General features: G+C 73.1%; 12 protein-coding genes and 1 pseudogene. 7 read left to right on the top strand and 6 right to left on the bottom strand.

The genetic code is table 11. From position 1 onward, the window contains the following. Positions 1 to 82 precede the first annotated feature (82 nt). From AB0D85_RS25220 to AB0D85_RS25230, 3 genes are read left to right on the top strand one after another with little or no spacing between them, the layout of a single operon-like run. Complete coding sequence (locus tag AB0D85_RS25220; protein WP_362324201.1) at positions 83 to 1,246, top strand: lipid-transfer protein; 1,164 nt, start codon at positions 83 to 85, stop codon at positions 1,244 to 1,246. Between the two features lies 1 nt (position 1,247). Beyond that, positions 1,248 to 1,661: an OB-fold domain-containing protein gene (locus AB0D85_RS25225; RefSeq protein WP_362324203.1), complete on the top strand. Its 414-nt coding sequence runs from the start codon at positions 1,248 to 1,250 to the stop codon at positions 1,659 to 1,661. Next, positions 1,658 to 2,431: an enoyl-CoA hydratase/isomerase family protein gene (locus tag AB0D85_RS25230; RefSeq protein ID WP_362324206.1), complete on the top strand. Its 774-nt coding sequence runs from the start codon at positions 1,658 to 1,660 to the stop codon at positions 2,429 to 2,431. The genes AB0D85_RS25225 and AB0D85_RS25230 overlap by 4 nt, the downstream gene beginning before the upstream one ends. Positions 2,432 to 2,662: 231 nt before the next feature. On the opposite strand, the gene AB0D85_RS25235 is transcribed toward AB0D85_RS25230, so the two are convergent. Together AB0D85_RS25235 and AB0D85_RS25240 are read right to left on the bottom strand one after the other, a co-directional pair. After that, the gene (locus AB0D85_RS25235) at positions 2,663 to 5,005 is read right to left on the bottom strand and encodes a PQQ-binding-like beta-propeller repeat protein (RefSeq protein WP_362324209.1); all 2,343 of its coding nucleotides are present in this window, start codon (positions 5,003 to 5,005) and stop codon (positions 2,663 to 2,665) included. 199 nt (positions 5,006 to 5,204) lie between these two features. Further along, the gene (locus tag AB0D85_RS25240; RefSeq protein WP_362324212.1) at positions 5,205 to 5,927 is read right to left on the bottom strand and encodes a VOC family protein; all 723 of its coding nucleotides are present in this window, start codon (positions 5,925 to 5,927) and stop codon (positions 5,205 to 5,207) included. A gap of 122 nt (positions 5,928 to 6,049) precedes the next feature. Between AB0D85_RS25240 and AB0D85_RS25245 the strand changes: the two genes are divergently transcribed. Next, positions 6,050 to 6,697 (top strand): TetR family transcriptional regulator, encoded by a 648-nt coding sequence (locus AB0D85_RS25245; RefSeq protein WP_362324215.1) that lies wholly within the window; start codon positions 6,050 to 6,052, stop codon positions 6,695 to 6,697. A gap of 61 nt (positions 6,698 to 6,758) precedes the next feature. On the opposite strand, the gene AB0D85_RS25250 is transcribed toward AB0D85_RS25245, so the two are convergent. After that, positions 6,759 to 7,211, bottom strand: coding sequence for an Lrp/AsnC family transcriptional regulator (locus tag AB0D85_RS25250; RefSeq protein WP_362324217.1), 453 nt, complete (start codon positions 7,209 to 7,211; stop codon positions 6,759 to 6,761). 82 nt (positions 7,212 to 7,293) lie between these two features. Here AB0D85_RS25250 and AB0D85_RS25255 point away from each other — a divergent pair. Beyond that, positions 7,294 to 7,407 (top strand): annotated as a pseudogene (locus tag AB0D85_RS25255) (LysE family translocator); the annotation flags it as partial. A gap of 473 nt (positions 7,408 to 7,880) precedes the next feature. Here the strand turns inward: AB0D85_RS25255 and AB0D85_RS25260 are convergent. Continuing rightward, positions 7,881 to 8,348: a nitroreductase family deazaflavin-dependent oxidoreductase gene (locus AB0D85_RS25260; RefSeq protein ID WP_362324219.1), complete on the bottom strand. Its 468-nt coding sequence runs from the start codon at positions 8,346 to 8,348 to the stop codon at positions 7,881 to 7,883. Further along, entirely contained in the window at positions 8,345 to 9,532 is a 1,188-nt protein-coding gene (locus AB0D85_RS25265) for an acyl-CoA dehydrogenase family protein (RefSeq protein ID WP_362324221.1), read from the bottom strand. Before AB0D85_RS25265 ends, AB0D85_RS25260 begins: the two co-directional genes overlap by 4 nt. A gap of 109 nt (positions 9,533 to 9,641) precedes the next feature. Between AB0D85_RS25265 and AB0D85_RS25270 the strand changes: the two genes are divergently transcribed. Both AB0D85_RS25270 and AB0D85_RS25275 read left to right on the top strand, forming a co-directional pair. Next, entirely contained in the window at positions 9,642 to 10,811 is a 1,170-nt protein-coding gene (locus tag AB0D85_RS25270) for an acetyl-CoA acetyltransferase (RefSeq protein WP_362324223.1), read from the top strand. A gap of 123 nt (positions 10,812 to 10,934) precedes the next feature. Further along, positions 10,935 to 11,942: an expansin EXLX1 family cellulose-binding protein gene (locus tag AB0D85_RS25275; protein WP_362324225.1), complete on the top strand. Its 1,008-nt coding sequence runs from the start codon at positions 10,935 to 10,937 to the stop codon at positions 11,940 to 11,942. A gap of 7 nt (positions 11,943 to 11,949) precedes the next feature. Here the strand turns inward: AB0D85_RS25275 and AB0D85_RS25280 are convergent, their stop codons facing one another. Continuing rightward, on the bottom strand, positions 11,950 to 12,432 hold the full coding sequence (locus AB0D85_RS25280) for a hypothetical protein (protein WP_362324227.1): 483 nt from the start codon (positions 12,430 to 12,432) through the stop codon (positions 11,950 to 11,952). Between the last annotated feature and the right edge of the window lie 55 nt (positions 12,433 to 12,487).

The following is a 12,487-nucleotide window of genomic DNA, read 5'->3' on the forward strand; positions in this document are numbered from 1 at the left end:
GACGCATAGCTGACTGCCCGTCAGATTAGCTGTAGCCTGACGACCTGTCAGCAAACCGCGACAGCCGTGGAGGTGCGGGCTCATGGCCGGTCCCAGAGGCATCAAGGACGCCACCGCCGTCGTCGGGATCGGGCAGACGCCCTTCGCCAGACGGCTCGACGAGGACGAGAAGACCCTTGCCTGCCGTGCCGTCCTCGCCGCCCTCGACGACGCCGGTATCGCCCCCGGCGAGGTCGACGCGCTCGCCTCCTTCACCATGGAGGAGACCGACGAGGTGGAGCTGGCCAAGGCGGTCGGATTCGGCGACCTGACCTTCTTCAGCAAGGTGGGGTACGGGGGCGGCGGCTCCTGTGCGACCGTCGCGCACCTCGCCGCGGCCATCGCCTCCGGCCAGGCCACGGTCGGCGTCGCCTGGCGGTCGCGCAAGCGCGGGTCCGGACCCCGCCCCTGGACCAACACCACCGTCCAGCTCCCCACCCCCGCCCAGTGGACCCGCCCCTTCGGCCTGCTCCGGCCCGCCGACGAGATCGCCATGCTCACCCGCCGCTACATGCACGAGTACGGCGCGACCCGCGACCACCTCTTCAACGTCGCCCTCGCCTGCCGCAACCGCGCCAACCAGAACCCGGCCGCCGTGATGTACGACCGCCCCCTCACCCGCGAGATGTACATGACCTCCCGGTGGATCAGCGAGCCCCTCTGCCTCTTCGACAACTGCCTGGAGACGGACGGGGCGCTGGCCTGCGTGGTCGTCTCCCGGGAGCGGGCCCGGGACTGCGCCAAGGCCCCCGTCTACGTCCACTCCGCCGCCCAGGGCCTCCCCGCCCAGCACCACGGCATGGTCAACTACTGGAACGACGACCCCCTCACCGGCCCCGCCTGGACCGCCGCCCGCCACCTCTGGAAGCACGCCGACATCACCCCGGAGGACGTCGACGTCGCCCAGATCTACGACGCCTTCACGGCCCTCGTACCGCTCTCCCTGGAGGGCTACGGCTTCTGCGGGCGGGGCGAGGGCGGGGCGTTCACGGAGGGGGGCGCCCTGGAGATCGGCGGGCGGCTGCCCGTCAACACGGGGGGCGGCGGGCTCTCCGAGGCCTACGTGCACGGGTTCAACCTCATCACCGAGGGCGTCAAGCAGCTGCGCGGCACCAGTACCGCCCAGGTCCCCGGTGCCGCCACCTGCCTGGTCACCGCCGGTGAGGGCGTCCCGACCTCGGCCCTCCTCCTCACGAACCGGAGCTGAGATGCTGCGACCGGCCACCGACACCGACGGCGCCCCCTTCTGGGAGTACGCGGCACGCGGCGAACTCCGCGTCCAGGCCTGCGCCGACTGCCACGAACCCCGCTTCCCGCCCCGCCCCTGCTGCCCGCACTGCCGGTCCTTCGCGAGCGAGTGGCGGCCGACGAACGGGCGCGGCCGCGTCTGGTCCTACGTCGTCCCGCACCCGCCCCTGCTCCCCGAGTACGCGGCCCAGGCGCCGTACAACGTCGTCGTGGTGGAACTCGACGACGCGCCCCGGATACGGCTGGTCGGCAACGTGGTCGGCGCGGCCGGGGCGGCTCTCGACTCGGTGGCCCCCGAGCGGATCCGGATCGGGGCGCGGGTCCAGGCCGTCTTCGCGGACGGGCTTCCGCAGTGGGTCCTGGAGCGGCCGTGAGCCTGCGCCTGGACGTGGACAAGGAGACGGGGGTCGCCGTCGTCACCCTCGACCGGCCCGAGCGGCTCAACGCCGTCGACGTCGGGACGGCGGCCGAACTCGCCGCCACCTGGCGGGCGTTGCGCTTCGACGACGCGGTGCGGGCGGTCGTCCTCACGGGGGCCGGGGGACGCGCCTTCAGCACCGGCCTCGACCGGGACGCCGTGGTGCCGCAGCCGTCCTCGCCGTACAGCCAGGACGACCCGCTGATCGCGATCGGCCCGAAGACGAACGACCTGTGGAAGCCGGTGATCGCCGCGGTGGCCGGGATGGCCTGCGGGGGTGCCTTCTACCTCCTCGGGGAGGCGGACTTCGTCATCGCCGACGAGACCGCCACGTTCTTCGACCCGCACACCTCCTACGGCATGGTCAGCGCGTACGAGTCCGTGCTGCTGGCGCAGCGGATGCCGTACGGGGAGGTGGCCCGGACGGTGCTGATGGGCAACGCGGAGCGGATGGGGGCGCGCAGGGCGTACGAGGTGGGACTGGTGTCTGAAGTGACGGCCGGCGGAGGGGCGTTGGCGGCTGCGGTGCGCTGCGCGACCGTGATCGCCGGGTATCCGACCGAGGGGGTGCAGGGGAGCGTACGGGCGCTGTGGGCGGCGAAGGAGGCCGCGCGGGACCGGGGGTTCGCCCAGGCCCCGCATCTGATCGCCCTGGGCAACCTGCCCGGTGACCAGCAGAGCGGCCTCTTCCACGACCGGCCCAGGACCCCGCCCCGCATCCGCTGACGCACCGCGTGGCGGGCCGGGGCACCCGGGCGTACCGTTCAAGCGACGGCCGCCGTGCACAGCCCTTCCGTGCGACCAACTGGTACGACGGCCGTCCCGGGGGCGCCGACGCAGTTCGACCGCGGGTGAGTGGGGGTTGCTCGCGCAGTTCCCCGCGCCCCTGAAGGGGCGCGGGGAACTGCGCGACCAGCCACAACGCACCCGCAGCCGCCCGTCAACCGGTCCCGGCACTCACGCCGTGCGCGCCGTCCCGGTCCCCTTCTCCGCGTCCAGCGCGTACACGCACCGGTCCTTGCTGCACGCGTACACGACCCCGTCCCGCACCACCGGCGACCCGGTGATCTCCCCGCCCGTCGCCAGCTTCCACCGCAGCCGGCCGTCGTCGGCCTTCAGCGTGTACAGCAGGTGGTCGGTGGAGCCGAAGTGGATACGGCCCTCGGCCACCGTCGGCGCCCCCACCACGTCGCCGCCCGCCTGGAAGCGCCACTTGGGCGTCCCGGTGACCGCGTCCAGGGTGTAGAGGCCCTTGCCGCTCCCCACATGGACATGCCCCGCGGCGACGAGCACCGGCTCGGTCGACGCGCGGGCCTCCGTCGCGATGCGCCAGCGGTCGCGGCCGTCGGTGGCGTCGAGGGCGTAGACCGTGCCGAGGTAGTCGGCCAGATAGATCCCCCCGCCCGTGACCGCGGGGCCGGGCACGAAGGTCGGCGGGGAGAGGAACACCGCCGGCGCCTCGAAGTGCCAGCGCACGCGTCCCGTCGCGGTGTCGAGGGCGATGACGCGGGTGCCCGCGCAGGCGTACACGAAGCCGTCGTCGGCGTGGGTGAGGCGGACCGGGACGCCCCCGCAGGAGGCCGCGTCGCCGATGGGGTACGACCAGCGTTCGTCGCCGGTACGGGCGTCCAGCGCGCGCAGCCTCGCGTCCTGCCAGACGTACACCGTGCCCTCGTGCAGCGAGGGCCCGGACTCGGGGGCCTCGAAGTCGGTCTGGCAGCCGCTGATCTCCCACAGCTTCTGCCCGTTGGACGCCTCCCAGGCCTGGGCGCCGCCGCCCCGGGTGCCGGTGACGAGGGTGCCGCGGTCGGCCTTGAGGGAGTAGACCCACGCGTCGGTGGACAGCCGCCACAGGTCGCCGCCCTCGCGGGCCTCCAGGGCGAACAGGGTGGGGCCGTCGGAGGCGTGGATACGGCCGTCGGCGACCGCCATGGACCAGGCGACGTCGCGGGTCTTGAAGCGGCGGCGGCCGGTGGCGACGTCGAGGGCGTGCACCTCGAAGGAGGTGACGTAGACGAGGTCGCCGTCGACGGACGGGGTGCCCCAGACGTCGTTGGACATCCGGAACCGCCAGGGGCGCCAGCCGGACGCGGTCTCCGGCGGCAGCGCGGGCACCGGCGGTACGGCGGGGTCGGCGCCGTTGACGCCGGGGTGCGGGCGGGACCAGCTGGCGGCCAGCCCGGCCTCGGGCGGGGGCGCCTTGACGGCGGCGGCGCGGGTGTCGGAGACGCGCAGGCCGGGACCGATCGGCACCTGGGCGCCGGCGAGGCGCACCGGGCCGATGTCGGGGGCGCCGACCGGGACCGGGGCGGGGACCGCGGGGTCGTAGGAGGGCGGCGGCGGAAGCATCGGGCGGCCGCCGCTGCGGGCGCCGGACGGGCTGGCGGAGGGTTTCACGGCCGGCCGGCCGCCGCGGCGGGACTCGATCAGCGCGACCGCCTTCTCGGGCAGCCAGGCGGAGGCCGTACCGCTGTCGTCGGAGCCGGAACCGAAGAGGTGGGGCGCGAGCTGGGCCTGGAGGTCGGCCGGGTTGGGGCGGCCGGCGGCCTCCATCTGCATACAGGACTCGATGAGCGGGCGCAGCTCGTCGGGCAGGCCCTCCAGGTCCGGGCCCTCGCGCAGCAGCATGAAGACGGTCTCGACCGGGTTGGCGCCGTGGAAGGGCGGGTGGCCGGTGGCGGCGAAGACGAGCATGGAGCCGAGGGAGAAGACGTCGCTGGCGCCGGTGACGCTGCGGGAGTCCTTGGCCTGCTCCGGGGACATGTACGCGGGGGTGCCCACCGCCACGTTCGTCATCGTCAGACGGGTGTTCGACACACCCGAGGCGATACCGAAGTCGATCACTCTGGGGCCGTCCTCCACGACGAGGACGTTCGACGGCTTGAGGTCACGGTGGACCAGCCCGGCGCCGTGGATCGACTGGAGCGCCTCGGCGACGCCCGCGGCGAGCCAGCGCACCGCCTGGGCCGGCATCGGCCCGCAGTCGTTCACTATCTCTTCGAGGGACGGCGCGGGCACGTACGCGGTCGCGAGCCACGGCACGGCGGCACGCGGGTCGGCGTCGACGACGGCCGCCGTGTAGAAGCCGGAGACCGCCCGGGCCGCCTCCACCTCACGGGTGAAGCGGACCCGGAACAGCTGGTCCTCGGCGAGCTCGGTCCGGACCGTCTTGATCGCCACGCGCCGGCCGGACGCCGAGCGCGCGAGATAGACCAGCCCCATGCCGCCGGCCCCCAGCCGTCCCAGCACCTCGAACGGCCCGATCCGCCGCGGATCGTGCTGCGTCAGCTGATCCACCACTTGCCTGCCACCTCCCCGTACGGGCCCCGTCCACCCACATATGTACGCGACCCCGTGCAGCGTCTCACCACCGCACCGCCGTGGCGGTACGCACCCTGATTCTTCCTGGCCCGGGCACAGGTTGCGAACCCGGTGACCAATCGGGGTGTCACATGACAAAGTGAGACATTTATCCACTGAGCGCCGGATTTTTCTGGCCTCAGCGTTGCAGCAGCGCGAAGGACGCCCCTTGATTGTCGGTCACGACGGCCACTTTTCCGTACGACGTCTCGAAGGGCGGCGCCTGCACCCGGCCACCGAGCCGCTGCACGGCCCCGACCGCGGCCTCCACGTCCCCGGTGCGGAAGTGGACGACGAACTGGGACGGCATCCCGGCCGCGAACACCTCGGTCACCGGGGCCCGGCCGAAGTCCGGGTCGGCGTCGGTGCCGAAGAGGGCGTCGGCGAAGAGGTGGCCGTAGAAGGCGTTGGCCGCGTCGGTGTCGCTGGTGTAGAGCTGAGCCCAGGCGAAGCTGCCGGGGGCGTGCCGCAGGCCGAAGCCCGGGTGGGCGGCGGCCTGCCAGAGGCCGAAGACCGCGCCCTGCGGGTCGGTGACGAGGGCGGCGGTGCCGAGGTCGCGGACGGGCGCGGGGTCGCTCACCACCTGCCCGCCCGCCGCGAGGATGCGCCGGGCGAGTTCGCGGGCGTCCGGGGCCGCGAAGTACACCGTCCAGACCGTGGGCAGCCGGCCGTCCCGCTTCCGTGCCAGCCGGGCGACGTCCGCACCGGCGAGACGGGCCCACACGGCATCCCCGCCGGCGTCCTCGAAGGTCCACCCGAAGAGCCCACCGTAGAACCGCTTCCCCGCCTCGACGTCGGGAAGCTGCACGTCCACCCAGCACGGGACGCCCTCTGTGTATTCGGATGCCCTGTTTTCGGCCATGTCGTCAAAGTAACCGCCCGGCCCGCACCCCGCAGACCAGCCGCACCAGCCCCCGTACACCCGTGCACCCCATTTGCAGTCGGCCGAATCGCGCTCCGATCACCCCTCGGTAAGCTGACGGCATGACAGGACAAGTGCGTACCGTCGACGGCCGCGTGGCCGGCCGGCGTGGGCAGGCGACCCGGCAGAAGCTGCTCGACTGCCTCAGCGAGATGCTCAGCTCCTCCCCTTACCGGGACGTCAAGGTCATCGATGTCGCCCGGAAAGCGGGGACTTCACCCGCGACCTTCTACCAGTACTTCCCGGACGTCGAGGGTGCCGTCCTGGAGATCGCCGAGCACATGGCCACCGAGGGCGGCCAGTTGACGGAACTGGTCGCGGGACGCTCCTGGGTCGGCAAGGCCGGCTGGGCGACCGCGCAGGAACTCGTGGACGGATTCCTGGAGTTCTGGCGCAGGAACGACGCGATTCTGCGCGTGGTCGACCTGGGCGCGGCCGAGGGCGACAAACGCTTCTACAAGATCCGTATGAAGATCCTGAACTCGGTGAACAACTCCCTGACCGATTCCATCGCGGAGTTGCAGTCCAAGGGCAAGATCGACAAGGACGTGAACCCGGCGGCCGTGGCCGGTTCGCTGGTCGCGATGCTCGCGGCCGTCGCCGCGCACCAGAAGGGCTTCCAGACCTGGGGCGTGAAGCAGGCCGAACTCAAGCCGAACCTCGCGCTGTTGGTGCACCTGGGCGTGACCGGGAAGAAACCCACGAAGTAACGCACCCTGGGTCCTGTCTGGCAGGCGGCGGTTCACCCGAAGTGGGCCGCCGCCTGTTGCGCTATGCCGGCAACGGCCGGTCCCGCACCACGTGTTTCATCACCAGCGTCGAGGTGAGGCGCTGCACCCCCGGCAGGCTCGCGAGCCGTTCGTCGTACAGCCGCTGGAAGGCGGCGAGGTCGGCGGTGGCCACCCGCAGCAGGTAGTCGGGCTCGCCGAACAGCCGCTGCGCGTCCAGCACATGGGGGATCTCCGCGAGCGCGCGCTCGAAGTCGGCGACCGTGTCCCGGTCCTCCTGCCGCATGGACACGAAGACCAGCGCCTCGAAGGTCAGGCCCACGGCGGCCGGGTCCACCACCGCCCGGTACCCGCTGATCGCGCCCGAGCGCTCCAGCTCGCGCAGCCGGCGGTGGCACGGCGAGACACTCAGCCGCACCCGCCCGGCCAGCTCGGTCACGGTCAGCCGCCCGTCCTGCTGCAGCTCGGCAAGGATTTTCCGGTCCACGTCGTCCATGGGGCAGATCTTCCCCCGAAACCGCCGCTCAGGGGCAAATTTCGACAACACTTTCGGGCCATAAGCGCCTAATGTCCCCCGCATGGACACCGGACCCCTGATTTCCTTCCTCGCCGTCGACCTGCTGCTGGTGTGCGTACCGGGCGCCGACTGGGCGTATGTGATCGCCGCCGGGGTGCGCGGCCGCCCGGTCACGCGTGCGGGGGCGGGCCTGGAACGGCCCGATGGAAAGTGTGCGCGAGCTCGGTTAACTCGATCGTGTGATCGTAGGCTCCTGGGCTTGCGGTGCCGTGCGGCGGCCACGCTAGCGTGGTGGGTGCGATCTGGGACGCCGGGTGTGGCGCCAGCGTGCGGGGCCCCTGCTCCACCAGCGAGATGGTTCAGGGCCTCCCCGTCGCCTCTGGCCGTACCCATATGGCCAGGTCGTGAGGGAACCGGCCTCCCGGGATCGGACCACGCACGCGATGCGTGTCGCCGCCTCGGGGACGAGTACGCCGGGGACCAGTGCGCTCAAGACCGTTCGGGGCGTGCCGGTACGCGGGCTCACTCCCGCCCACTGCCGAGGAACGGTACGCGCTGCACACGGCGCTCTGGCGGTCGCGGGCCTCGCGATACTGGTGGCGGGCTCGCGGCAGCGGACGGCCCTGCCCGCGCCAGCACGCGCTGTAGTCAGCGCCGGTCGAGCCGGAAGACCCGCAGTTCCCTCGCCACCCGCTCCTGGTACGTCGCGTACGGCGGCCAGAACACCAGCAGCTCCCGCCAGACGGCCGCCCGCTCCTCCCCCGCCAGCAGCCGGGCGGTGACCGGGACGTCCCGCCCCTTCCAGCTGATCTCGGCGTCCGGATGCCTGAGGAGGTTGTAGGTCCAGGCGGGGTGGTCGGCCCGGCCGTAGTTGGACCCGACGAGGAACCAGCCGTCGTCGCCGTCGGGCATGCACGCGAGCGGCGTACGGCGGGGCCGCCCGCTGCGCGCCCCGGTGGACGTCAGGATCACCCCCGGCAGCATCTGGGCGCTGAGCAGCACCCTGCCCCGGCTGAGCCGGTGCACGGCCCGGTCCAGGGCCGGGACCACGTGCGGGGCGACCTTCAGGAACCCGCGGGTGCCCGCCACCTTCTGCACCAGCCGCTCGCCGATCACACCGCCACCTCCCCTCGCTCGAACAGTCCCGCCGAGGCGGCCGCGTGGCCGCGCAGCCGGTGCACGGGCCCGAAGAGCAGCTCGTCCCCGGCCGCGCGCTTGAAGTACAGATGCGCCTCGTGCTCCCAGGTGAAGCCGATCCCGCCGTGCAGCTGGATCCCCTCCCCGGCGGCGATCCGCAGGGCCTCCAGCGCCTGCGCGAGCGCCAGCCCGCCCACCCGCTCCCCGTGCGCCGTCGCCCAGGCCGCGTAGTAGGCGGCCGACCCGGCCGCCCGCACCGCCACATACACATCGGCCAGCCGGTGCTTGACGGCCTGGAAGGAGCCGATCGCCCGCCCGAACTGCTCGCGCTGCTTCACGTACTCCACGGTCCGTTCCAGCGCCCGGTCGGCGGCTCCCACTGCCTCGCCCGCGAGCACGGCGGCCACCGGGTCGCCCAGGGAGGCGAGGGCGGGCCGGATGTCGGTGTCCTCGTCCGTGCCGAGCAACTCGGCGGGCACGTCCCGCAGTTGCACCCGGGCCTGGCTGCGCGTGGCGTCGAGGGCGGTCCGCCGCGTCCGTACGACCCCGTCCGCGTCGCCCGCCACCAGGAAGAGGAGGACGCGCGAGCGGGCGTACCCCCCTGCGTGGGCCGGGACGAGCAGCAGTCCGGCGCTGTGCCCGTCGAGGACCTGGTCGACCTCCCCGTACAGCCGCCATCCGCTGTTCCTGTGCCTGGCCTGGACCCCGCCGGCCCGCCCGCCGCCGGCCCAGTCGCCGCTCCGGGAGTCGGTGAGGGCGAGGGCGGTGCCGAGCCGGGTGCCGGGGACGGCGAGGGCCGCGGTCAGGCCGCCGCCGGCGATCCTCGGGAGCAGCTCGGCGCGCTGGGCGTCGGAGCCGAGGGCGAGGAGCAGCGGGGCGGCGAGAACGGCGGTGGCGAGGAACGGGGAGGGGGCGAGGGCGCGCCCCAGCTCCTCGGCGGCCAGGGCGACTTCGGTGCCGCCGCAGCCGACACCGCCGTACGTCTCGGGGAGCGCGAGCCCGGGCAGGCCGAGTTGTTCGCTCAGGGCGGTCCACAGGCCGGGGTCATGGCCCTCCGCCCTGGCGACGGCGGCCCGTACGTCCTCCGTACCGCAGCGTTTGTGGAGCAGTTCACGCAGGGCGCGCCGGATCTCGTCCTGCTCGTCGGTGAAGCGGGCGTCCATGACCGGACCTCCTGACGATCTGACGGTCCGTCATATTAAGGGCGCGGGATGCGGATGCACAGGGCCGGAGCCGGGCCGATCCGAACAGATCTGATGTACCGTCAGATTCATGACTGGACCCCGCAAGGTCGCCGTGGTCGGCGTGGCCCTGTCCGACTGCGGCCGGGTGGACGAGGCCACCCCCTACGCCCTGCACGCCCAGGCGGCCCGCCGCGCGCTGGCCGACGCGGGCCTCGGCCGGGAGGTGGTGGACGGCTTCGCCTCGGCGGGGCTCGGCACGCTGGCCCCGGTGGAGGTGGCCGAGTACCTGGGCCTGCGCCCCACCTGGGTCGACTCCACCTCCGTCGGGGGCTCGACCTGGGAGGTCATGGCGGCGCACGCGGCGGACGCGATAGCCGCGGGCCGTGCGAACGCCGTCCTGCTGGTGTACGGGTCGACGGCCCGCGCCGACATCAGGGCGGGGCGGCGGACCGGCGACCTGTCCTTCGGCTCCCGGGGACCGCTCCAGTTCGAGGTCCCCTACGGCCACACCCTCATCGCCAAGTACGCGATGGCGGCCCGCCGCCACATGATCGAACACGGTACGACCATCGAGCAGTTGGCGGAGGTGGCGGTCCAGGCGCGGGCGAACGCGGCGCTGAACCCGGACGCGATGTTCCGCACCCCGATCACCGTCGACGAGGTCCTGTCGGGCCCGATGATCGCCGACCCCTTCACCAAGCTGCACTGCTGCATCCGCTCGGACGGCGGCGCGGCGGTGCTGCTGGCGGCCGAGGAGTACGTCCGCGACTGCCGTACGGCTCCGGTGTGGGTCCTCGGGACGGGCGAGTGCGTGTCCCACGCGACGATGTCGGAGTGGGCGGACTTCACGGTGTCCCCGGCGGCGGTGAGCGGACGGCTGGCGTTCCGGCGGGCGGGGGTCAGCGCCTCCGACATCGACTTCGCGGAGATCTACGACGCGTTCACCTATATGACCCTCGTCACTCTGGAGGACCTGGGCTTCTGCGCGAAGGGCGAGGGCGGGGCGTTCGTGGAGAAGGGCCGGTTGCGGGTCGCGGGCGGGGAACTGCCGGTGAACACGGACGGGGGCGGGCTTTCGGCCCAACACCCGGGGATGCGGGGCCTGTTCCTGCTGGTGGAGGCGGTACGGCAGCTGCGCGGCGAGGGCGGCGACCGGCAGGTGCGGCGGGCCGGCGGGGGGCTGCCGGAGCTGGGGGTGGCGTCCGGGACGGGGGGCTGGTTCTGCTCCTCGGGGACGGTGGTGCTGGGGCGGGGCTGAACCGGGGGCGCGGGCAACCTTTTCCGGAACGGCGGCAACCTTTCGGGCCGCGGCGGCCACTGTCGTACCGGAAGCTTCGACGTTCGAAGGACGTGCACCGCCGAACCGCGTAAGGATCCCTCCGTGGCCTCCTCCTCACATCGCCGTCGCCCGCAGGAACCGGACCAGCACTTCGAATGGCGCCCGGTGCGCGGGCCGTTGCTCGCGGTCGCCGCCGTGGCCGCCGTCGCCCTGGTCGCGACCCTGCTCGTGGCCTTCCGCCCCGGCGACTCGTCCGGCACCGGCCAGGACCGGGCGGTCGCCGCCTCCGCAGCCGCACCGAGCGCGACGCCCACGGAGACGGCCTCCTCCGCCGCGCCGAAGCCGTCGTCGGCGTCGCCGAGCCCCACGGCGAGCAGGCGGGGCACCCCCTCGGCGTCCGCTTCGGCGACCGCGACCGCGACCGGGTCCGCGTCCGCCGCCCCGGCCCGGCGTGCGGTGAGCGGCGCCGCCGGCACCTCGTCCACCACGGCCCCCGCGGCCGGCCGGATCCGCCCCGGGGCGACGTACGACGGGGTCGCCACCTCCTACGACGTCGGCAACGGCGACGGCGCCTGCTCGTTCGGCCCGACCGCCGACGTGATGACCGCGGCGATGAACACCGCGGACTACGAGACGGCGAAGGCGTGCGGGGCGTACATCTCCGTCCGCGCGGGCGGCAAGTCCATCACCGTACGGATCACCAACGAGTGCCCGGCACCCTGCGCGGTCGGCCAACTCGACCTCAGCCGACAGGCGTTCGCGAAGCTGGCGCCGCTCTCCGCGGGCCGGATCCCGATCACCTGGGGCCTCGTCAGCCCGGCCACCTCCGACACCGTCGCCATCCGCTACAAGACCGGCTCCACCCAGTACTGGTGCGGCATCCAGGCGATCGGCCACCGCAACCCGCTGGCCCGCCTGGAGGTCCGCACCGGCGGCGGCTGGCTGGCGCTGACCCGCACCGACTACAACTACTTCCTCTCCGAGCAGGGCACCGGCTGCGGAAGCGAGATCCGCCTCACCGACATCTACGGCGAACAGCTCACGGTGCCCGCCCTGGCCGTACGCCCGGACACGGTCCAGCAGACGGGACTGCAGTTCGCCCGGCACTGACCCGGAGCTAACCGCGTACCGGCACGATCCGGTGGCCGCGGCGGGGCTTGGGGGCGTCGAGCATGGTGACGCCGATGTGGCCGCGGCTCACCGTGAACGCCGTGGGCGCCATCACGAAGCCGACGAAGGCGGCGATCACGCTGATCGGGAAGAGGACCGGCAGGGACTGCCCCTCGGGCAGGGTCTTGCCGCCCTCCTCGATGACGTAGCCGAGGGCGACGACGAAGACGACGAGGGAGATCGCCGACACGGTGGCCCAGACGGTCCGCACGCGCCGGGTCCGCGCGTGGTCGCTGACCTCGGCGAGGATGGACGCCGTACAGACGGGGCACTCCAGTTCGACGCTGTGCCGTCCCTCGGCGGGCCGTACCAGCTGGAACTGGCCGGAGGCCCAGGTGACGGTACGGGTTCTGGGCGTGACGACCCCGCCCTTGACCACGTCGCTGAGTATGTGGCGGACGGCCACTTTCACGGTCCTCTGCGCGTTCATGTTCCCTCCGCGTCGTTCGACCCGGACAGTGTGGGGGCAACGCACACGTGTTCGC

The organism is Streptomyces sp. NPDC048277 (assembly GCF_040652235.1).
Taxonomy (GTDB): domain Bacteria; phylum Actinomycetota; class Actinomycetes; order Streptomycetales; family Streptomycetaceae; genus Streptomyces.

Bases quoted from the DNA above. Each gene is read 5' to 3' on its own strand.
- AB0D85_RS25250 (WP_362324217.1), bottom strand. From the start codon at position 7,211: ATGGACGACGTGGACCGGAAAATCCTTGCCGAGCTGCAGCAGGACGGG.
- AB0D85_RS25240 (WP_362324212.1), bottom strand. From the start codon at position 5,927: ATGGCCGAAAACAGGGCATCCGAATACACAGAGGGCGTCCCGTGCTGG.
- AB0D85_RS25265 (WP_362324221.1), bottom strand. From the start codon at position 9,532: ATGGACGCCCGCTTCACCGACGAGCAGGACGAGATCCGGCGCGCCCTG.
- AB0D85_RS25270 (WP_362324223.1), top strand. From the start codon at position 9,642: ATGACTGGACCCCGCAAGGTCGCCGTGGTCGGCGTGGCCCTGTCCGAC.
- AB0D85_RS25245 (WP_362324215.1), top strand. From the start codon at position 6,050: ATGACAGGACAAGTGCGTACCGTCGACGGCCGCGTGGCCGGCCGGCGT.
- AB0D85_RS25220 (WP_362324201.1), top strand. From the start codon at position 83: ATGGCCGGTCCCAGAGGCATCAAGGACGCCACCGCCGTCGTCGGGATC.
- AB0D85_RS25280 (WP_362324227.1), bottom strand. From the start codon at position 12,432: ATGAACGCGCAGAGGACCGTGAAAGTGGCCGTCCGCCACATACTCAGC.
- AB0D85_RS25225 (WP_362324203.1), top strand. From the start codon at position 1,248: ATGCTGCGACCGGCCACCGACACCGACGGCGCCCCCTTCTGGGAGTAC.